Origin of the sequence: Pseudomonas anguilliseptica (genome assembly GCF_021375795.1) — a bacterium.
GTDB lineage: Bacteria > Pseudomonadota > Gammaproteobacteria > Pseudomonadales > Pseudomonadaceae > Aquipseudomonas > Aquipseudomonas anguilliseptica_A.
On the sequence record NZ_JAEIOI010000002.1, the window covers coordinates 385157 to 404487 of the forward strand.

At 61.7% G+C, this 19331-nt stretch carries 15 protein-coding genes; 9 read left to right on the forward strand and 6 right to left on the reverse strand.

The window, feature by feature from the left end:
• The first annotated feature begins 100 nt into the window (after positions 1 to 100).
• From IOD17_RS09640 to IOD17_RS09665, 6 genes are all read left to right on the forward strand, one after another.
• Entirely contained in the window at positions 101 to 1444 is a 1344-nt protein-coding gene (locus IOD17_RS09640) for an alanine/glycine:cation symporter family protein (RefSeq protein WP_233684881.1), read from the forward strand.
• A 141-nt stretch (positions 1445 to 1585) separates the two neighbouring features.
• The gene (gene tpx, locus IOD17_RS09645) at positions 1586 to 2086 is read left to right on the forward strand and encodes a thiol peroxidase (RefSeq protein WP_233684882.1); all 501 of its coding nucleotides are present in this window, start codon (positions 1586 to 1588) and stop codon (positions 2084 to 2086) included.
• Positions 2087 to 2292: 206 nt separating this feature from the next.
• The gene (locus IOD17_RS09650; protein ID WP_233684883.1) at positions 2293 to 3522 is read left to right on the forward strand and encodes an MdtA/MuxA family multidrug efflux RND transporter periplasmic adaptor subunit; all 1230 of its coding nucleotides are present in this window, start codon (positions 2293 to 2295) and stop codon (positions 3520 to 3522) included.
• A complete protein-coding gene (locus IOD17_RS09655; protein ID WP_233684884.1) occupies positions 3519 to 6611 on the forward strand; it encodes an MdtB/MuxB family multidrug efflux RND transporter permease subunit in 3093 nt (1030 codons plus the stop codon). Before IOD17_RS09650 ends, IOD17_RS09655 begins: the two co-directional genes overlap by 4 nt.
• Before the next feature lie 133 nt (positions 6612 to 6744).
• Positions 6745 to 9852: an efflux RND transporter permease subunit gene (locus IOD17_RS09660; RefSeq protein WP_233684885.1), complete on the forward strand. Its 3108-nt coding sequence runs from the start codon at positions 6745 to 6747 to the stop codon at positions 9850 to 9852.
• Entirely contained in the window at positions 9849 to 11336 is a 1488-nt protein-coding gene (locus IOD17_RS09665) for an efflux transporter outer membrane subunit (RefSeq protein WP_233684886.1), read from the forward strand. Before IOD17_RS09660 ends, IOD17_RS09665 begins: the two co-directional genes overlap by 4 nt.
• Here IOD17_RS09665 and IOD17_RS09670 read toward each other — a convergent pair.
• Positions 11284 to 12135 (reverse strand): LysR family transcriptional regulator, encoded by an 852-nt coding sequence (locus IOD17_RS09670; protein WP_233684887.1) that lies wholly within the window; start codon positions 12133 to 12135, stop codon positions 11284 to 11286. The genes IOD17_RS09665 and IOD17_RS09670 overlap by 53 nt on opposite strands.
• A 105-nt stretch (positions 12136 to 12240) precedes the next feature.
• Between IOD17_RS09670 and IOD17_RS09675 the strand changes: the two genes are divergently transcribed.
• Both IOD17_RS09675 and IOD17_RS09680 read left to right on the forward strand, forming a co-directional pair.
• Positions 12241 to 12699: a nucleoside deaminase gene (locus IOD17_RS09675; RefSeq protein ID WP_233684888.1), complete on the forward strand. Its 459-nt coding sequence runs from the start codon at positions 12241 to 12243 to the stop codon at positions 12697 to 12699.
• Positions 12692 to 13909 (forward strand): CynX/NimT family MFS transporter, encoded by a 1218-nt coding sequence (locus tag IOD17_RS09680; protein ID WP_233684889.1) that lies wholly within the window; start codon positions 12692 to 12694, stop codon positions 13907 to 13909. The genes IOD17_RS09675 and IOD17_RS09680 overlap by 8 nt, the downstream gene beginning before the upstream one ends.
• Before the next feature lie 9 nt (positions 13910 to 13918).
• Here IOD17_RS09680 and IOD17_RS09685 read toward each other — a convergent pair whose 3' ends face one another.
• From IOD17_RS09685 to IOD17_RS09705, 5 genes are all read right to left on the reverse strand, one after another.
• The gene (locus IOD17_RS09685) at positions 13919 to 14923 is read right to left on the reverse strand and encodes a TRAP transporter substrate-binding protein (RefSeq protein WP_233684890.1); all 1005 of its coding nucleotides are present in this window, start codon (positions 14921 to 14923) and stop codon (positions 13919 to 13921) included.
• A 282-nt stretch (positions 14924 to 15205) separates the two neighbouring features.
• The gene (locus tag IOD17_RS09690) at positions 15206 to 15706 is read right to left on the reverse strand and encodes a disulfide bond formation protein B (RefSeq protein WP_233684891.1); all 501 of its coding nucleotides are present in this window, start codon (positions 15704 to 15706) and stop codon (positions 15206 to 15208) included.
• A 73-nt stretch (positions 15707 to 15779) separates the two neighbouring features.
• On the reverse strand, positions 15780 to 16184 hold the full coding sequence (locus IOD17_RS09695) for a hypothetical protein (RefSeq protein WP_233684892.1): 405 nt from the start codon (positions 16182 to 16184) through the stop codon (positions 15780 to 15782).
• Positions 16185 to 16265: 81 nt separating this feature from the next.
• The gene (locus tag IOD17_RS09700; RefSeq protein ID WP_233684893.1) at positions 16266 to 16664 is read right to left on the reverse strand and encodes a hypothetical protein; all 399 of its coding nucleotides are present in this window, start codon (positions 16662 to 16664) and stop codon (positions 16266 to 16268) included.
• Between the two features lie 25 nt (positions 16665 to 16689).
• Positions 16690 to 16878 (reverse strand): hypothetical protein, encoded by a 189-nt coding sequence (locus tag IOD17_RS09705; protein ID WP_233684894.1) that lies wholly within the window; start codon positions 16876 to 16878, stop codon positions 16690 to 16692.
• A 231-nt stretch (positions 16879 to 17109) separates the two neighbouring features.
• Here IOD17_RS09705 and katG point away from each other — a divergent pair, with 231 nt between their 5' ends.
• Positions 17110 to 19320, forward strand: a complete 2211-nt coding sequence (gene katG, locus IOD17_RS09710) for a catalase/peroxidase HPI (RefSeq protein ID WP_233684895.1) — start codon at positions 17110 to 17112, stop codon at positions 19318 to 19320.
• Positions 19321 to 19331: the final 11 nt, after the last annotated feature.

Below are 19331 nucleotides of genomic sequence, written 5' to 3' on the forward strand. Positions count from 1 at the left end.
CCAACCCGGCTCGCGTTATGTGTAACAGCATCGCCTACCCGGCAATCGGACAAGCGAAGGCTACCCACCTCGCGTTCACTACAAGAATAAGGAAATGAGCATGGAATTTATCAATACCCTGGTCAATCAACTCAACGGCGTGGTCTGGGGACCGCCCATGCTGGTGATGATTCTCGGCACCGGCCTGTTCCTCATGCTGCGCCTGAAGTTCATGCCGCTGAGCAAGATTGGCGCAGGCTTCAAGCTGATGTGGCAAGGCCGTCAAAAAGGCGATACCGAGAGCGGCGAGATCAGCCCGTTCCAGGCGCTGATGACCTGCCTGGCCGCTACTGTGGGCACCGGCAATATCGCTGGCGTGGCCACTGCGATCTTCCTCGGCGGCCCAGGCGCACTGTTCTGGATGTGGTGTACCGCACTGGTCGGCATGGCCACCAAATACAGTGAAGTGGTGCTGGCGGTGCACTACCGCGAGAAGGACGAGCGCGGCGAACACGTCGGCGGCCCGATGTATGCGATCAAGAACGGCCTGGGCAAAAAATGGTTGTGGCTGGGTACCGCGTTCGCCATTTTTGGCGGTTTTGCCGGCTTCGGTATCGGCAACATGGTGCAGGTCAACAGCATGGCTGCGGCCCTGCACACCACCTTCAACATTCCGCTGTGGGTTACCGGCGTGGTGACCATGGTGGTGGTTGGCCTGGTAATCCTCGGCGGCATCAAGCGTATCGGCAAGGTCGCCGCAACCCTGGTGCCGTTTATGTGTGTGGCCTACATCATCGCTGCAGTGGTGGTGCTGGTGGTCAATGCCGCGGAAATCCCGAAAGCCTTTGAAATGATCTTCACCTACGCCTTCACCCCGATTGCGGCTACCGGTGGTTTTGCCGGTGCAGCAGTGATGGCGGCGATTCGCTTTGGTGTGGCCCGCGGTATTTTCTCCAACGAAGCGGGTCTGGGTACTGCCGGTATCGCTCAGGCGGCCGGCACCACCAACAGCCCGGTGCGTTCGGGAATGATCGGCATGCTCGGGACCTTTATCGACACCATCATCATCTGCTCGATGACTGGCCTGGCAATTATCACCTCTGGCGTGTGGACAAGCGGTGCCAGCGGTGCAGCGCTGTCAGCCGCCGCCTTCGAGCAGGCCATGCCGGGCGTGGGTGGCTACATCCTGACCCTGGCTCTGGTGATCTTCGCCTTTACCACTATCCTCGGCTGGAGTTACTTCGGCGAGAAGTGCTGGGAATACATGGTCGGCACCAAGTCGATCCTGCCGTTTCGCATTCTCTGGGTGGTGGCCGTGCCGTTCGGGGCAATTGCCCAGTTGGACTTTGCCTGGCTGGTGGCCGACACCCTCAACGGCTTGATGGCAATCCCCAACCTGCTGTCGCTGCTGCTGCTCAGTCCGATTGTGGTCAAGCTGACCAAGGATCACTTCGCAAAAAATTGATGTGCCGCATCGGCGAGCAGGGTAGTCTGACTTTCTGGTCAGCTCTGCTCGCCGTGTTGCAGGGGCGCCGGCTTGCCATTTGGCGGGTTCGCGCCCTTACTTGTTTTCCGCCCCTCAATTGCACAGATAAGGATCAATCCCATGGCACAAGTCACACTCAAAGGTTCCCCGGTTGAAGTCGCCGGTCAACTGCCGCAGGTAGGCCAGCAGGCTCCGGCGTTCAGCCTGGTCGCCGGTGACCTGAGTGATGTCAGCCTGGCCAGCCTGGCCGGCAAGCGTAAAGTCCTGAATATTTTCCCTAGTGTTGATACCCCGACCTGCGCCACCTCGGTGCGCACCTTCAACACTCGCGCCAGCCAATTGGCCAACACCGTGGTGCTGTGCATTTCCACCGACCTGCCGTTCGCTCAGGCGCGTTTCTGCGGTGCAGAAGGCCTGAAAAACGTGATCAACCTGTCGACCATGCGTGGTGTCGAGTTCCTCAAGAATTACGGCGTGGCCATCGCCAGCGGCCCGCTGGTCGGTGTTGCCGCTCGCGCAGTGGTCGTGCTGGATGAAAACGACAAGGTGCTGCACAGCGAGTTGGTTGGCGAAATCGCCGACGAGCCGAACTATGACGCGGCCCTGGCTGCACTCAAGTAAACGCACTTGAGCGATACACCAACGGCCTGCCTTGCAGGCCGTTTTTATTGGCCGATCATCCAGTGCGGCCATCCTCGGGCCGGGTATTTTCATTTGCGGATCAGATATTTAGTTACGTAAGGAAAAGGTAAATAGGCGGTAAAGAGGCTTTGCAGGCTGGCTGATACTGAATATCGTTCACGCTCCCCAAGGAAGTGATCGTTGCCATGCCTGATACACAGTTCACCCATCGCCCCCGCAACCTGTCGCGCCAATGGCTGATCGGCCTGCTGCTGCTCGCCGCGCTGCTGCTCCTGCTCTGGTGGTTCTGGCCCAGCAAGGCGCAATCACAACAGATGCGCCGTGGACCTTTTGGAGATATGGGGCCGGTTCCCGTACGGGTTGCCGATGTCAGCCAGGGCAACTTTGCGGTCGAACTCAAGGCCCTGGGCACCGTCACAGCCTATAACACGGTGAATGTGCGCGGCCGGGTGGATGGCGAACTGGTCAAGCTGCTGTTCAAGGATGGTCAGCAGGTCAAGGCCGGCGATCTGCTCGCGGTCATCGACCCTCGTCCCTATGCAATTGCCCTGCAACAGGCCCAGGGGGCGTTGCAGGAAAGCCAGGCGCAGCTGCGCAACGCCGAGCTGGACCTAAAGCGCTATCGCGGTCTGTATGCCGAAGACTCGATTGCCAAGCAGACCCTCGATACCCAGGAAGCGTTGGTCAATCAGTACCGTGGCGGGATCAAAAGCCTGCAAGCGAATGTCGCCACTGCAAAGCTCAACCTCGACTTCACCCAGGTACGTGCGCCGATCAGCGGCCGCCTGGGCATCCGTCAGGCGGACGTGGGCAACCTGGTGGGCTCCGGCGATACCTTGCCGCTGGTGGTGATTACCCAGACCCTGCCCATCGCCGTGACCTTTACCTTGCCGGAAGCCGAACTGCCCGCCGTGGTGCAGCAGCTGCGCGCAGGGGAAACCCTGGCGGTCGAGGCCTGGGACCGCAGCGAGAAACTCAAACTCGCCGACGGAGAACTGGAGAGCATCGACAACCTGATCGACACAGCCACCGGCACGGTCAAGCTCAAGGCACGCTTTGCCAATGCCGAGGAAATGCTCTTCCCCAACCAGTTCGTCAACGTGCGTCTGCGCGTGAAAACCCTGCAGAACGTCACCCTGATGCCCTCGGCAGCGCTGCAGTTCGGCGCCAGCGGCACCTTCGCCTATGTGGTGGATGCTGAAGACAAGGTGCAGCTGACGCCGATCAGTGTCGGCCCCAGCGACGGTCAGCGCAGCGTGGTGGAGCAGGGCCTGACCCCAGGGCAGCGCCTGGTGCTGGAAGGCACCGATCGCCTGCGTTCCGGCAACAAGGTCGAGGTCATCAGCGACACCCCTGGCGTCACCCAGACACCTACGGCCAAGCCTGAGCGCAAGGGAGCACCGCGCGCCCAATGAACGCCTCCCGCCTGTTTATCCTGCGTCCGGTCGCCACCACACTGATCATGCTGGCGATCTTCCTCAGCGGTGTGATCGCCTATCGCCTACTGCCAGTCTCGGCGCTGCCCGAGGTGGATTACCCGACCATCCGGGTGATGACCCTCTACCCAGGCGCCAGTCCGGACGTGATGACCAGCGCAGTCACCGCGCCGCTGGAGCGCCAGTTCGGCCAGATGGCCGGGTTGAAGCAGATGTCCTCGACCAGCTCCGGCGGCGCATCGGTCATCACCCTGCGCTTCAACCTGGAGGTGAAGCTGGATGTTGCCGAGCAGGAGGTGCAGGCGGCGATCAATGGCGCAAGCAATCTGCTGCCCAATGATCTGCCGGCACCGCCGGTGTACAACAAGGTCAACCCGGCCGACACTCCGGTGCTGACCCTGGCCATCAGCTCAAAAACCATGCCGCTGCCGCAGGTGTTCGATCTGGTCGATACCCGCCTGGCGCAGAAACTCGCGCAAACCAGCGGCGTCGGCCTGGTGACCCTGGCCGGCGGCCAGCGCCCGGCCGTGCGTTTGCGGGTCAACCCGGAGGCCCTGGCGTCTTATGGTTTGAACCTCAGCGATGTGCGCACGCTGATCACCTCCAGCAACGTCAACCAGCCCAAAGGCAACTTCGACGGCCCGACGCGGGTGTCGCAACTGGATGCCAATGACCAGCTGAAGTCCGTCGACGAATACCGAGAGCTGATCCTCGGCTACAAGGACGGTGCCACGCTGCGCCTCAAGGATGTCGCCGAGATCGTCGATGGCGCAGAAAACCAGCGTCTGGCGGCCTGGGCCAACCGCAGCGAAGCGGTGCTTGTCAATGTGCAGCGCCAGCCCGGGGCCAACGTCATCGATGTGGTCGATAGTATCCAGATGCTGTTGCCCCAGCTGACCCAGGGCCTGCCGGCCAGCGTCGAAGTCAACGTGCTGACCGACCGCACCGAAACCATCCGCGCGGCGGTCAAAGGCGTGCAGCATGAGCTGCTGCTGGCCATCGCCCTGGTGGTACTGGTGACCTTCCTGTTTCTGCGCAAGGTGTCGGCGACCATCATCCCGTCCATCGTCGTGCCGCTGTCGCTGATCGGCACTTTCGGCGTGATGTACCTGGCCGGTTTTACCATCAACAACCTGACGCTGATGGCCCTGACCATTGCCACCGGCTTTGTGGTGGACGATGCCATCGTCATGCTGGAGAACATCGCCCGTCATCTGGAAGAAGGCGAAACGCCGCTGAATGCGGCGCTCAAAGGTGCCAAGCAGATCGGCTTTACCCTGGTGTCGCTGACCATCTCGCTGATCGCCGTGCTGATTCCGCTGCTGTTTATGGCTGACGTAGTGGGGCGGCTGTTCCGCGAGTTCGCCATCACCCTGGCAGTGGCCATTCTGATTTCCCTGGTCATTTCCCTGACCCTGACGCCGATGATGTGTGCACGCCTGCTCAAGGCGGAAAAGCCCGAAGCAGAAGGGCGCTTCTACCGCGCCGCCGGGGCAGTGATCGACGGCATGATCGCCCGTTACGGCGTGTGGCTGACCTGGGTGCTCAAGCATCAGCCGCTGACGCTTTTAGTCGCCATTGGCACTTTGGCGCTGACCGTGGTGCTGTACCTGGCGGTGCCCAAGGGCTTTTTCCCGGTGCAGGACACCGGGGTGATCCAGGGCATTTCCGAGGCGCCGCAGTCGATTTCCTTCCGCGCCATGAGCGAGCGTCAGCAGCGCTTGGCCGAGGTGATTCTGCAGGACCCGGCCGTGGCCAGCCTGTCGTCCTATATCGGCGTGGATGGCGACAACCCGACGCTCAACAGCGGCCGTCTGCTGATCAACCTGACGCCACGGGCCGAACGCGATGTCAGCGCCAGCCAGATTATCGAACGGCTGCGCCCGGAGCTGGCACGCATTCCCGGCATCGAGTTGTACCTGCAACCGGTACAGGACCTGTCCATTGAGGATCGGGTCAGTCGCACGCAGTTCCAGTTCAGCCTGGAGTCGCCGGATATCGGCCTGCTGGAAGAGTGGGTGCCCAAGCTGGTCAGCGCGCTGCGCGAGCAGCCGGAGCTGACCGATGTGGCCAGCGACCTGCAGAACCGTGGCCTGCAGGTGTTTCTGCAGATCGACCGCGATATGGCCGGACGTCTCGGCGTGAGCATCGCCGATATCGACAACGCGCTGTACGACGCCTTTGGCCAGCGGCAGATTTCCACCATCTACACCCAGGCCAGCCAGTACCGCGTGGTGCTGGAGAGTGAGAACGCCGGCAGCATCGGCCCGGCGGCGTTGCGGCAGATTCACGTCAAGGCTGCTGATGGTCAGCAGGTCGCGCTGTCGACCCTGGCTCAGGTTGAGGAGCGCGCCGCCAGCCTATTGATCAACCACATCGGCCAATTCCCGGCCGCCACCTTGTCATTCAACCTGGCCAGCGGTGTATCGCTGGGTGAGGCGGTGGCGGTGATCGAGCAGGTCGAGCAGGAAATTGGCATTCCGCCGGCAGTGCAGACGCGCTTCCAGGGCGCGGCAGAAGCCTTCCGCGCATCCTTGTCGAGCACCTTGCTGCTGATTCTCGCAGCCATCGTCACCATGTACATCGTGCTCGGGGTGCTCTACGAGAGCTATATCCACCCGATCACCATTCTCTCCACCTTGCCGTCGGCCGGGGTCGGCGCGCTGCTGGCCTTGCTGCTCAGCGGTAACGAGCTGGGGTTGATTGCGATCATCGGCATCATCCTGCTGATCGGCATCGTCAAGAAGAACGCGATCATGATGATCGACTTCGCCCTCGACGCCGAACGTAACCAGGGCATGCAGCCGGAGGCGGCGATCTATCAGGCGGCGTTGCTGCGTTTCCGCCCGATTCTGATGACCACCCTGGCAGCACTGTTTGGGGCGATTCCGCTGATGCTGGCCACAGGCTCCGGTGCTGAGCTGCGTCAGCCGCTGGGCCTGGTGATGGTTGGCGGTTTACTGCTGAGCCAGATACTCACGCTGTTCACCACGCCGGTGATCTACCTGTACTTCGATCGCCTGTCGCGGCGTATCAGCGGCCGCAGCGCGGCGGGGGTATTGGTGTGAGTGGCATCTGGCTCTTCCTCCCTTCTCCCGCTTGCGGGAGAGGGGCCGGGGGAGAGGGTGGAGATCGCGTGATGTTCTTGACCCTCTCCCCAACCCTCTCCCATAAATGGGAGAGGGAGCAGAGCGTGCGCCCATGAACCTTTCTGCACCCTTTATCCGTCGGCCGGTGGCCACCCTGTTGCTGAGCCTGGCGATCATGCTGCTCGGCGGCGTCAGCTTTGGCCTGCTGCCAGTGGCGCCGCTGCCGCAGATGGATTTCCCGACGATTACCGTGCAGGCCAGCCTGCCGGGCGCCAGCCCGCAGATCATGGCCTCCAGCGTGGCGACGCCGCTGGAACGCTCGCTCGGCACCATCGCCGGTATCAGCCAGATGAACAGCCGCAGCAGCCAGGGCAGTACGCGGATCATGATTCAGTTCGACCTGGATCGTGATATCAACGCGGCCGCCCGTGAAGTGCAGGCGGCGATCAATGCCTCGCGCGAGCTGCTGCCCAGCGGCATGCGCAGCATGCCCACCTACGCCAAGGTCAACCCGTCGCAGGCGCCGATCATGGTGCTGTCGCTGACCAGTGACGTGCTGAACAAAGGTCAGCTGTACGACGTGGCCTCGACCATCCTGGCGCAGAAGCTCGCCCAGGTCACCGGCGTCGGTGAAGTGCAGATTGGCGGCAGCTCCTTGCCAGCGGTGCGCGTGGCCCTGGAGCCGCGCTTGCTTGATCACTACGGAATTGCCCTGGATGAAGTGCGCCAGAGCATCAGCACGGCCAACGCCAAACGGCCGAAAGGCGCGGTGGAAGATGGCGAGCGGCACTGGCAGGTGCAGGCCAGTGATCAACTGGAAAAAGCCGCTGATTACCTGCCGCTGATCATTCGTTACCAGGACGGCGCGGCGGTACGCCTGGGCGATGTGGCCAAGGTCACCGATGGCGTCGAGGACCGCTACAACAGCGGCTTCTTCAATGATGAGCAGGCCGTGCTGCTGGTGATCAACCGCCAGACCGGGGCCAATATCATCGAAACCATCGCCGGTATTCGCGAGCAACTGCCGGCTCTGCGTGCAGTGATTCCCGCCAGTATCGACCTGCAAGTGGCCATGGACCGCTCGCCGGTGATTCGCGCCACCCTGCACGAGGCTGAGCAGACCCTGCTGATTGCCGTGGTGCTGGTGATTCTGGTGGTGTTTGCCTTCCTCGGCCGCTGGCGTGCGGCACTGATACCGGCGCTGGCCGTGCCGGTATCGCTGGTCGGCACCTTTGCTGCCATGTACCTGCTGGGTTTCTCCCTGAACAACCTGTCGCTGATGGCGCTGATCATCGCCACCGGACTGGTGGTGGACGACGCCATCGTCGTGCTGGAAAACATCTCGCGGCATATCGAGGCCGGCGAAACGCCCATGGCGGCGGCCCTCAAGGGCGCGCGCGAGGTGGGCTTCACCTTGCTGGCGATGAACCTGTCGCTGGTCGCGGTGTTTATCTCGATTCTGTTTATGGGCGGTATCGTCGAGCGCCTGTTCCGCGAGTTCTCCCTCACCCTGGCGGTGGCCATTGTCATCTCGCTGCTGGTGTCGCTGACCCTGACGCCGATGCTCTGTGCGCGCTGGCTCAAGGCCGAAGCCATTGAGCCGCAACCCAGTGCCATGCAGCGTTGGGGCGGGACCCTACAAACGCGGGTATTGGCGTTCTATCAACGCAGCCTGGACTGGGCGCTGCGCCATTCCCTGCTGATGCTGTTCAGCCTGCTGGCAACCATCGCGCTGAACATCTTCCTGTTTGTCAGCGTGCCGAAGACCTTTATGCCGCAGCAGGACACTGGCCAGCTGATCGGGTTTATCCGCGGTGATGACGGCCTGTCGTTCCAGGTCATGCAACCGAAGCTGGAAATCTACCGCCGTGCGGTTCTCGCCGATCCGGCGGTGGAAAGCGTGGCCGGGTTTATCGGCGGCGGTGGCGGTATCAGCAACGCCTTTATGATCGTGCGCCTCAAACCGATCGGCGAGCGTCAGGCCAGCTCCCAGGAAGTGATCAATCGCCTGCGTCAGTCGGTGCCCAAGGTGCCCGGCGGGCGCATGTTCCTGATGCCGGACCAGGATCTGCAGATTGGCGGGCGGGAAGGGCGCAGCTCGGAAAATGAATACATGCTGCTGTCGGGCGATCTCGACGAGCTGCGCAAGTGGCTGCCGCCCGTACGCGAAGCCCTGCGCGCCTTGCCGGAGCTGACTGACATCGATGCCAAGGAGGCCGATGGCACTCAGCAAATTCGTCTGGTGGTCGAACGTGATGTGGCCAAGCGCCTGGGCGTGGACATGAACATGATCACGGCGGTGCTGAACAACGCTTTCAGTCAGCGTCAGGTGTCGACCATCTATGACAGCCTGAACCAGTACAGCGTGGTCATGGAGATCAACCCGCAGTTCGCCCAATACCCGGAAACTCTCGATCAGATTCAGCTGATCACGGCTGATGGTGGGCGCGTGGCGCTGTCCAGCTTTGCCCGTTGGGAGCGCAGCCTGGAAGAAGACCGGGTCAACCACCAGGGCCAGTTTGCTGCGGAAAACATCGGCTTTGCCCTGGCCGAAGGGGTCAGCCTTGATCAAGCCAGTCAGGCGATCAACACCGCGATTGCCCGAGTCGGCCTACCCACTGAAGTGCAGGGCGTGCTCGGTGGCACCGGTGGAGCCTTTCAAAAGACTCAGCAGAACCAGCCATGGATGATCCTGATGGCGCTGGTGGTGGTGTATATCGTGCTTGGCGTGCTCTACGAGAGCTATGTGCACCCGCTGACCATCCTCTCCACCTTGCCTTCTGCCGGCGTCGGCGCGCTGCTGGCGTTGCAGCTGATGAGCATCGAATTCAGCCTGATCTCGTTGCTCGGTCTGTTTTTGCTGATCGGTATCGTCAAGAAGAACGCCATCCTGATGATCGACCTGGCGCTGCAGCTGGAACGCCAGCAGCACCTGAGCCCGGAGGAATCCATCCGCCAGGCCTGCCTGCTGCGCTTTCGCCCGATCATGATGACCACCCTGGCCGCCATCCTCGGGGCATTGCCACTGATGCTGGGCAGCGCCGAAGGCTCGGAAATGCGCCAGCCGCTGGGCATCACCATTGTCGGCGGGCTGGTATTGAGCCAGCTGCTGACCCTGTACACCACTCCGGTGATTTATCTGTATTTCGACCGCCTGCGCCACCGGGTCAACCGCTGGCGCGGTGTGCGCACTGACGCTGCCCTGGAAACTCCGTTATGAAAGCCCTCGCTGCCTATCGTTTACCCACCTTGCTGGCGTTGAGTCTGGCCCTGAGCGCCTGTGCACTCGGCCCGGACTATCAGCGCCCGCAGCTGCAAACCCCGGCGCAGTTCAAACAGATCGAAGGCTGGACCCAAGCCCAGCCCGGTGATGCGCTGGCGCGTGGCAACTGGTGGCAGCTGTATGGCGATGCCGAGCTGAATGCTCTGGTTGAGCGGCTGAATGTCTCCAACCAGAACCTGGCCGCCAGCGAGGCGCAGTATCGCCAGGCCCGCGCTCTGGTGCGTGGCGCGCGAGCGGCGTTTTATCCAAGTCTGTCGAGCAGCGCCGGTGCTACCCGCAGCAGTCAGGGCAGCGGCACCACCAATACCAGCAGCAGTACCAGCGGCGTCAGCAAGAGCTATGACCTGAGCCTGAATGCCACCTGGGAGCTGGATATCTGGGGCAAACTGCGCCGCTCGCTGGAGTCCAGCCGCGCCGGCTTCGAGGCCAGCGCAGCGGATCTCGCCGCGCTAAAACTCAGCCTGCAGGCGGAACTGGTGCAGAACTACCTGCAACTGCGCGTGCTGGATGATCAGCAGCGCCTGCTCGATGCCACCGTCGCCGCCTATGCTCGGTCGCTGAAACTCACGGAAAACCAGTACAACGCCGGCATCGTGCCGAAATCCGATGTCAGCCAGGCCCTGACTCAGTTGAAAAGCACCCAGGCCCAGGCGATTGACCTGCAATGGCAGCGTGCGCAGTTGGAGCATGCGATTGCTGTGCTGATCGGTGTGCCGCCGAGCGAACTGAGTATCGCCGTGCGTGAGCAACTGCCGACCCTGCCGGAAATCCCCGTGGCACTGCCGTCGCAACTGCTGGAGCGTCGTCCGGATGTCGCCGCCGCCGAGCGTAGGGTGATGGCCGCCAACGCCGAAATCGGCGTCGCCGAAGCCGCCTGGTATCCGGACCTGAGCATCTCCGCCAGCGGCGGCTACCGTGGCAGCAGCTTTGCCGACTGGATTGATCTGCCCAACCGCTTCTGGTCCCTCGGCCCGCAGCTGGCACTGGCACTGTTCGATGGCGGCGCGCGCAGCGCCGAGCTGGAACGCAGCGAAGCGGCCTACGACCAGACCGTTGCGCAATACCGCCAGGCGGTGCTCGACAGCTTCCGTGAGGTGGAGGACTACCTGGTGCAACTGCGTGTGCTGGAGCAGGAAGCGCTGATCCAACAGGAAGCGCTGCAAGCTGCCCGCGAATCCCTGCGCCTGATCGAAAACCAGTACCGCGCCGGCACCGTAGACTTCAACAGCGTGGTTAACGTGCAAGCCACGGCGCTGAACAACGAACGCAGCAATCTCAGCCTGCTGGGCAGCCGTTTGACCGCCAGCGTGCAACTGATCGCCGCGCTCGGTGGTGGCTGGCAACAACAGGCATTACAGGAGCTGCCGCCTAAAGCTGAGCGCCAGCCTGCTCCTGACACAACAGGTACAAGCGCTCCTTGAGGGCATTGCCGGCCGGGCCGAGGTTCGCCCGGGCGTATAACGTCAGGTGCAGGCCTTCGATCACTGGCAGGCTGTCGATGACCCGGTGATCCGCCTGCACTACCCGACGCGGGAGCAGGCTGATACCCAGGCCGGCAGCCACGGCTGCACAGACGCTGGCCAGGCTGCTGCTGGCGTAGCTGATCCGCCAGGCACGGCCCTGCATGTCCAGGGTCTGGATCATTTCCTGGCGATACAAGCCGCCTGGGGCAAACACCACCAGCGGTAAAGGCTCGCGCTGCAAGGCCGGCTGCTGCCGGCTGTCCAGCCAGCACAGCGGTTCCGCCCAGGCTGCCAGGCAATCGCTGCCGGGGTTCATCTGCTTGCTCAGCAGCACATCGAACTGACCGTCACGGTACTGGCGCAACAACTCCGGACTGAGCCCACTGGTGACCTCCAGGCGCACGCTGGTTTGCGTGGCAGCAAAGTCGGCGAGCAGTGGCATCAGGCGTTCGGCAGCAAAGTCCTCTGGCACGCCCAGGCGCAACACGCCTTCACTTTGCTGGTGGCGCAGTACATCTTCAGCCTCATCGTGCAGCGCCAGGATACGACGGGCATAGCTGCACAGTTGTTCGCCTTCGGCGGTCATCAGTACCTGCCGTGCGCTCCGGTCGAGTAAACGGCAGCCAAGGTCATCTTCCAGACGCCGTATCTGCTGGCTGACCGTCGATTGGGTCAGGTGCAGGCGTTCAGCCGCGCGGGTGAAATTGCCGCAATCGGCAACGGCAACAAAAGCGCGTAGCAACTGGTGATCGAGCATCAGACTATTCCTGGATCAACTGATAGGCATGCTTATATTTAATTTCAGCATACTTGGCTGGCTCGGGATAATCGCCTGCCGTGATCAGTTGATAATGAGTACGCCATGTGCGATGAGCGCGATTTTCTCGAGCAGGCCGTTGGCCTGGCTGCTGCCAACCTGGCCCAGGGTGGTCGACCTTTCGGCGCAGTGTTGGTGCGTGACGGCCAGGTGATCAGTGCGGCAAGCAATCAGCTGCATATGCGCCACGACCCCAGCGCTCATGCCGAATTGTTGTGCATACGTCAGGCCAGCGAGTTGCTGGGCAGCAACCGCCTGGATGGCTGCGTGATCTACGCCAGTGGCCAGCCATGCCCCATGTGTTTGAGCGCCATGTACCTGTGTGGCGTCAACCGGGTGGTGTTTGCCGCCGCGAATGCCGACGCAGAACCTTTTGGTTTGTCCACGGCGGCGTTGTACCAGCAGTTGAGCCGGCCTCTGGCAGAACAGACCCTGCGCATCGAACAGCAGCCGCACAGCGCCATGCGCGGGTTGTATCAGCGCTGGCAGGCGCAGCATGCATAAACGCGAATCCGCTTGGCGCAGCCTGGTCTGGCTGCTGGTGGTGATCAGTCTGGCGCTCAACCTGCGGCCGAGCCTGACGGCCATCAGCCCGCTGCTCAATGACATTCGCACAGACGTTGGCCTGGGGTTCCAGATGGCGGGTCTGCTGACTACCTTGCCAGTGGTGTGCATGGGCCTGGTGGCGCTGCTCAGCGCTCAGGTCGAGGCGCGTCTGGGCGAGGGCAGGGGCATTGCCTGCGGCTTGCTGTGCATCCTGCTGGCCGGTGCGGCCCGCGGCGTGGCCGATCACAGCCTGTTGCTCTTGCTCACGGCGCTGCTGGCCGGTTTGGGCATCGCCTTGGTTCAGGTGTTGGTGCCTGGATTGATCAAACGCCGTTTTGCAGGGCGGGTGGCAATTGCCATGGGCTTGTACAGCGCTGCCCTGATGGGCGGTGGTGGCCTGGCCGCATGGCTCAGCCCGCATCTGGCGCAACGCACCGGTCACTGGCAGATGGGGCTTGCGGCATGGGCACTGCCGGCGTTGTTGGCGCTACTGATATGGCTACGCACGCCCTTGCGTGAGGCCCAGGCACTTGCAGCGGATCAGCGTCTGGGACGGTTTGTACGTAATCGACGAGCCTGGACACTGGCCCTGTACTTCGGCTTGAGCAACTGCGGCTATATGACCGTGGTGGCCTGGCTGCCGGCCTATTACCAGCAGTTGAGTTGGAGCAGCCAGAACAGCGGGGCGCTGTTGGCCTGGATGACACTGTTTCAGGTACTGGCAGCCCTGGCCATGCCGGCGCTGGCTCAGCGCACCCGAGAACGTCGCGGCTTGCTGAGTATCAGCCTGTTGGCGCAGTTACTGGGGTTTGCCGGGCTGTTGTTCTACCCGCAGCAGTTGCCCTTGCTGTGGGTGGCACTGATCGGTTTCGGCCTGGGTGCCTGTTTTGCCTTGAGCCTGATCCTCAGCCTCGACCATTTGCAGGAACCACGCGCTGCCGGGCAACTGGCGGCCTTCGTGCAGGGCATTGGCTTTCTGCTCAATGCCATGGCACCGGCGGCGGGCGGCTGGTTGCGCGAACACTCGGGCAGCTTTGCCAGTACCTGGCTGCTGATGCTGTTCTGCGTTGCACTGATGCTGGCACTGACGCAGCGCTTCAGCCCGGCCAGTTACTGGCGTATTTCCAGCAACCACCAGCAACCAACCGGCAGCGCCGTGCCTGAGTAAGGCCTGAATTCAGTCGCGCTTGCGGTTGACCGTTTGCGCGGCCTTCATCACGTCCGCGCCGATCGCCCCTGCAAACTGCTGCCAGACGGGCTGCATGGCCTTGCGCCAGGCCTCCCGTTGTTCGGCATTGAGGGTGATCACCTGGCTGCCGCTGGCCGCGGCAATGCGCGCCCGATCAGCCTGGTTGGCGGCTTCGGCCTGGCGGTTCACTTCAAAGGTCACTTCATCGATGATGCCTTCCAGCTGCATACGGACCTGGTGTGGGATGGCGTACCAGAAGCGTGGATTGCTCACCAGCATGTAGTCGAGCACGCCGTGGTTGGTCTCGGTTATAAACGGCTGCACGCTGTGCAGTTGCTTGCTGTAGATATTTGACCAGGGGTTTTCCGCCCCCTTTACCTTGCCGCTTTTCAACGCGTCGAAAACTTCGGCAAACGGCAGCGCCAGTGGTGTGGCACCGAGCTGGTTGAACTGCGCTTCAAGCACGCTGGACGGTTGAATACGGAACTTCAAACCGGCTGCATCACTGGGCAGCAACAGCGGTTTGATTGCTGAAAGCTGCTTCATACCATTGTGCCAATAGGCCAGGCCGACGATGTTGTGGTCTTCCATGGAACGCAACAGCTGACGACCCTTGGCACGTTTCTGAAAGCGGTTGACCGCGTCCAGGTCATCGAACAGAAACGGCAGGTCGAACACCTGCAACTGCTTGGTGTACTTCTCGAATTTGGCCAGCGACGGGGCCAGCAACTGCACTTCATTGTTGGTCAGGGCCTGGAGTTCATTGGCATCGCCATACAAGCTCGAGTTTGGGTAGACCTCAACCTTTACCTGGTCGCCCAGGCGCTCCTCTACGAGCGTCTTGAACAGCAGTGCGCCCTGGCCTTTGGGCGTGTTGTCTGCCACCACATGGGCAAACTTGATAACAATCGGCCCGCTGTCACTGGCCGCGTGCAGTGAGGTGGACGCGAGCAGCAGGCTGCCAACGGCGATGGCGCAGATCGACTTGAACATAGCGGTGTCCCTGTTCTTCTTATGGAGGGGGTGACGGCGGCCAGAGAACGTCTCGGCAGTCTGGCGGGGGCTGTCACTGCATTGCTCTGCGCAATGCCAGGGCTGTATCGCAATGCCTATGCCAGAGTGGCTGGCACGCTGGAGGGCAGGGAGGCTGAGAAAAGGGGTGTGATCAGGCGCACAGTGCGTGGCGACAAGTCGCCATTTTCACGCGAATATCGGCAATAAACCGCTTATTGGGAGCAGGGTTGGCGTGTTGCCGCCAACCCCTCAGGCCATTGATCAGCGGCGAATGGCACGCCAGCTGGCCAGCAGACTCATTACCAGCAGCACCACCACACTCAGCAGCGTCCAGTAGGTGAACGACAGCCCGAGAATGCGGTGATCGTTTTCGCCACACACACCAGCGCTCATAAACACCTCAGGCAGCCACTCATGCAGCGGCAGGTAGAAGGCGTAGAACGGGAAGGGCGAGCAGCTGGAGCTTTCCAGCACACCGCTTTCGATCAGCACCAGATGGCTGTTGTCGTATACCGCCATACCGGCAGCTACCAGCAGCAACGGCCATAAGGGCAAGGTCAGCCAGCGAAGGCCGACGCCTTCAAGCAGCAGGATCAGCAGACTCAGAACGCCGCCACAGAGCAGCCACAAGCGAATCTGAATGCACAGGGTGCAAGGCTCCCAACCGAGCAGGTGTTGCAGCAGCAAGGCACCGCCGAGCATGGCGAAGCAGGCAAGGCAAATCAGGACGAGCAGGGGCTTGAGTGAGGTGGGGCGGGACATCTGAATCTCCGAAAGGCCTGGTTGATAGACTCAGGCAGGTGGTGTGCTGCGCATCAGATGCGCAGTGCAGGCTTTAAGTTGCACTGCTGGGTGAGCGCTGCAGGTACAAGGCCAGCAGCGCAAGGATGATCGCCAACGTATAGGCAAACAAGCCCAGGTTGATACCCAGAATCAATTTTTCCGAACCATCGGAAAGCACCATCGAGCCCCCATAACTGTCACGCAGGGCATAGGCCAGCAGAAAGCCGCCCGTCACGAAGAACGTCAGCAGGCTGCTCAGGCGTAGGTTCGACCTGAACCACACCAACCAAAAGGAAAACGCGCCAATCGCACAGTTGGTCGCCAGCTGCCAAACCTCATGCAACCGGGCATGGGCTTCCCAGCCTGGATTGAATACATGGGAATCGTTCAGTTCGAAGATTGGCACCACCACGGCATAAAACACGATGCCTAGAGTCACCAGTAATTTGCTCAGCATGCACACCCTCTCTGTAGATCAGTAATAAAGACACGCCAAATGTTGGGCAACCCCTGACCTGAAGTGCAGCGACATAACCCGTCAGACTGGGCGATGCTCGGTACCCACGCCAGGGGTAAGAAACAGCAGGGTAGTGGGTTGCGTGGTTTTGGCTGTATGCCATACGCCCTGTGGCACCAGAACGTAGCTGCCGACGTGATCGAGCCGCAGGGCGCTCTCACCGCCAGGCTCCTCAAGCAGCAACAACGCACGGCCGCTTAACAGCATGACCAGCTCTTCACCTGCCGGGTGGCGCTCCCAAGTGGGCCAGTCTGCCGAGAAGCTGAAGGCAGACATCAGCCGCCCCTGATCCAGTTCAGGTCTGGCACCGCTGAGCAACTCACCCCAGAACTGCTCGGTGACAGTAATTGGCGCGGTTTTTCCGCCGTCCTGCACATGCAAGTACGTGTGCAGAATGTCCTCAGGCGAGTCGATGCTCATCCGCTGCTCCTTGGCCTGCTCAGGTTCAACGTTTGAGCAGCGCTGAATCCAGTTGGTTGAAGCACTGCACGATGCGCTCATGGCTGACATCGGCAAAGGTCTTTTGCGTCAGGCTGACCAGTACACCGGGTTTCACGCGGCCGGAACGCAACTGGCGTTGCATGTAGGCCAATACTTCGGCGTCAGTGGCGGGAGAAGGGCTGGGTTGATCCACGGTCGGCGGCTCTTGCTGGATAAAAATTCGACGTTCGATGAGTGTGCCCGATTCGCTGTGCTTTAAGAATATTCACTCACAATTGCCAGCGCAGTGCCGGGCATTAATCCATCGTCCTGGCGTCATATTCCCTGACTACTATAAAGGTCATACCGAAATCCTATTGGCCCGTTCGCCGTCCAGCTACCAAGCTGAGTCCACCCCGTTAGGTGAATACAACAGGAGAGAATCATGTCCAATGAAGCGAAGTGCCCGTTCTCGGGCGGTGCCGGCAAGAACAGCGTGACTGGTGGCGCCCCGAAGAACGCCGATTGGTGGCCCAACCAGCTCAACCTGAAAATTCTCCACCAGCATTCTGCCAAGTCCGACCCCATGGGCGCGGGCTTCAACTATGCCGACGAGTTCAAGAGCCTTGATCTGCACGCCGTGGTCAAAGACCTCACCGCCCTGATGACCGATTCTCAGGACTGGTGGCCCGCTGACTGGGGCCACTACGGCGGCCTGATGATTCGCATGGCCTGGCACGCTGCCGGCACCTACCGCATCCACGATGGCCGTGGCGGTGCAGGCACCGGCAACCAGCGTTTTGCTCCGCTCAACAGCTGGCCGGACAACGGTAACCTGGACAAGGCCCGTCGCCTGCTCTGGCCGATCAAGCAAAAGTACGGACGCAAACTCTCCTGGGCCGACTTGTTCGTACTGGCCGGTAACGTCGCACTGGAATCCATGGGCTTCAAAACCTTCGGCTTTGCCGGTGGTCGTCCGGATATCTGGGAGCCGGAAGAAGACACCTATTGGGGCTCGGAAACCGAGTGGCTGGCCACCAGCGACAAACCGCACAGCCGCTACACCGGCAATCGCGAGCTGGAAAATCCGTTGGCCGCGGTGCAGATGGGCCTGATTTACGTCAACCCGGAAGGCCCGGACGGCAACCCGGATCCCGTTGCCTCGGGTCGCGATGTGCGCGAAACCTTCGCCCGCATGGCCATGAATGATGAAGAAACCGTAGCTCTGGTAGCCGGCGGCCACACCTTCGGTAAAGCCCACGGTGCTGGCGACCCCGCACTGGTAGGCCCCGAGCCGGAAGCCGCTCCGCTTGAAGAGCAGGGCCTGGGCTGGATCAACAAACTCGGTAGCGGCAAGGGTGTGCACACCACCACCAGCGGTATCGAAGGTGCCTGGAAACCCAACCCCACCACCTGGGATAACGGCTATTTCGACATGCTGTTCGGCTACGAGTGGGAACTGACCAAAAGCCCGGCAGGCGCCAAACAGTGGACGCCGAAAAACTGCAAACCCGAGCACCTGATTCCGGACGCTCATGACCCGGCGAAGAAACACCCGCCGATGATGACTACTGCCGATATGTCGCTGCGCATGGACCCGGCCTACGAGAAGATCTCGCGCCGCTTCCACCAGAACCCTCAGGAGTTCGCCGACGCCTTCGCCCGCGCCTGGTTCAAACTGACCCACCGCGACATGGGCCCGCGCGCCCGCTACCTCGGCCCGCTGGTACCGGCCGAAGTGCTGATCTGGCAAGACCCGGTGCCGGCCGTCGACCATGCACTGGTGGATGCGCAGGACATCGCCGGCCTCAAGGCCAAGGTATTGGCATCCGGTCTGTCGATTGGCCAGTTGGTCAACACCGCTTGGGCTTCAGCTTCCACCTTCCGTGGCAGCGACAAGCGTGGCGGGGCCAATGGCGCACGTATTCGTCTGGCGCCGCAGAAAGACTGGGAGGTTAACCAGCCCGCCGAACTGGCCAAGGTATTGGCTGTACTGGAAGGCATCCAGAAGGACTTCAACGCAGCAGCTGCTGGCGGCAAGAAAATCTCCCTGGCCGACCTGATCGTCCTCGCCGGTGGCGCCGCTGTCGAAGCCGCAGCGAAGAAGGGTGGTGTCGATGCCGTGGTGCCATTCACCCCTGGCCGCACCGACGCCACTCAGGCGCAGACCGACGTCGACTCCTTCGCAGTACTGGAGCCCAAAGCTGACGGCTTCCGCAACTACACCCGCAAGGGTTACGAAGGCGTGGCAGCCGAGCTGTTGATTGACAAGGCGCAACTGCTGGAACTGACCTCACCGGAGCTGACCGTGCTGATTGGCGGTCTGCGTGCACTGAATGCCAATGCTGGCAAAGCCCAGCACGGAGTATTCACCAAACGCCCGGAAACCTTGAGCAATGACTTCTTCGTCAACCTGCTCGATATGGGCACCAAGTGGCAGAGGTCGGCTACCGACGGTGTGCTGGAAGGCCGCGACCGCAAAACCGGAGACCTGAAATGGACCGGCACCCAGGTGGACCTGGTGTTCGGCTCCAACTCCCAGCTGCGCGCACTGGCTGAGGTCTACGCCACCAGCGATGCACAAGCGAAGTTCGTGCAGGACTTCGTCGCCGCCTGGACTAAGGTGATGAACCTGGATCGCTTCGATCTGAAGTAACCCCACTAACG

Coding starts and splice junctions, on each gene's coding strand:
- IOD17_RS09640 (WP_233684881.1), top strand. CDS start 101: ATGGAATTTATCAATACCCTGGTCAATCAACTCAACGGCGTGGTCTGG.
- tpx (WP_233684882.1), top strand. CDS start 1,586: ATGGCACAAGTCACACTCAAAGGTTCCCCGGTTGAAGTCGCCGGTCAA.
- IOD17_RS09650 (WP_233684883.1), top strand. CDS start 2,293: ATGCCTGATACACAGTTCACCCATCGCCCCCGCAACCTGTCGCGCCAA.
- IOD17_RS09655 (WP_233684884.1), top strand. CDS start 3,519: ATGAACGCCTCCCGCCTGTTTATCCTGCGTCCGGTCGCCACCACACTG.
- IOD17_RS09660 (WP_233684885.1), top strand. CDS start 6,745: ATGAACCTTTCTGCACCCTTTATCCGTCGGCCGGTGGCCACCCTGTTG.
- IOD17_RS09665 (WP_233684886.1), top strand. CDS start 9,849: ATGAAAGCCCTCGCTGCCTATCGTTTACCCACCTTGCTGGCGTTGAGT.
- IOD17_RS09670 (WP_233684887.1), bottom strand. CDS start 12,135: ATGCTCGATCACCAGTTGCTACGCGCTTTTGTTGCCGTTGCCGATTGC.
- IOD17_RS09675 (WP_233684888.1), top strand. CDS start 12,241: ATGTGCGATGAGCGCGATTTTCTCGAGCAGGCCGTTGGCCTGGCTGCT.
- IOD17_RS09680 (WP_233684889.1), top strand. CDS start 12,692: ATGCATAAACGCGAATCCGCTTGGCGCAGCCTGGTCTGGCTGCTGGTG.
- IOD17_RS09685 (WP_233684890.1), bottom strand. CDS start 14,923: ATGTTCAAGTCGATCTGCGCCATCGCCGTTGGCAGCCTGCTGCTCGCG.
- IOD17_RS09690 (WP_233684891.1), bottom strand. CDS start 15,706: ATGTCCCGCCCCACCTCACTCAAGCCCCTGCTCGTCCTGATTTGCCTT.
- IOD17_RS09695 (WP_233684892.1), bottom strand. CDS start 16,184: ATGCTGAGCAAATTACTGGTGACTCTAGGCATCGTGTTTTATGCCGTG.
- IOD17_RS09700 (WP_233684893.1), bottom strand. CDS start 16,664: ATGAGCATCGACTCGCCTGAGGACATTCTGCACACGTACTTGCATGTG.
- katG (WP_233684895.1), top strand. CDS start 17,110: ATGTCCAATGAAGCGAAGTGCCCGTTCTCGGGCGGTGCCGGCAAGAAC.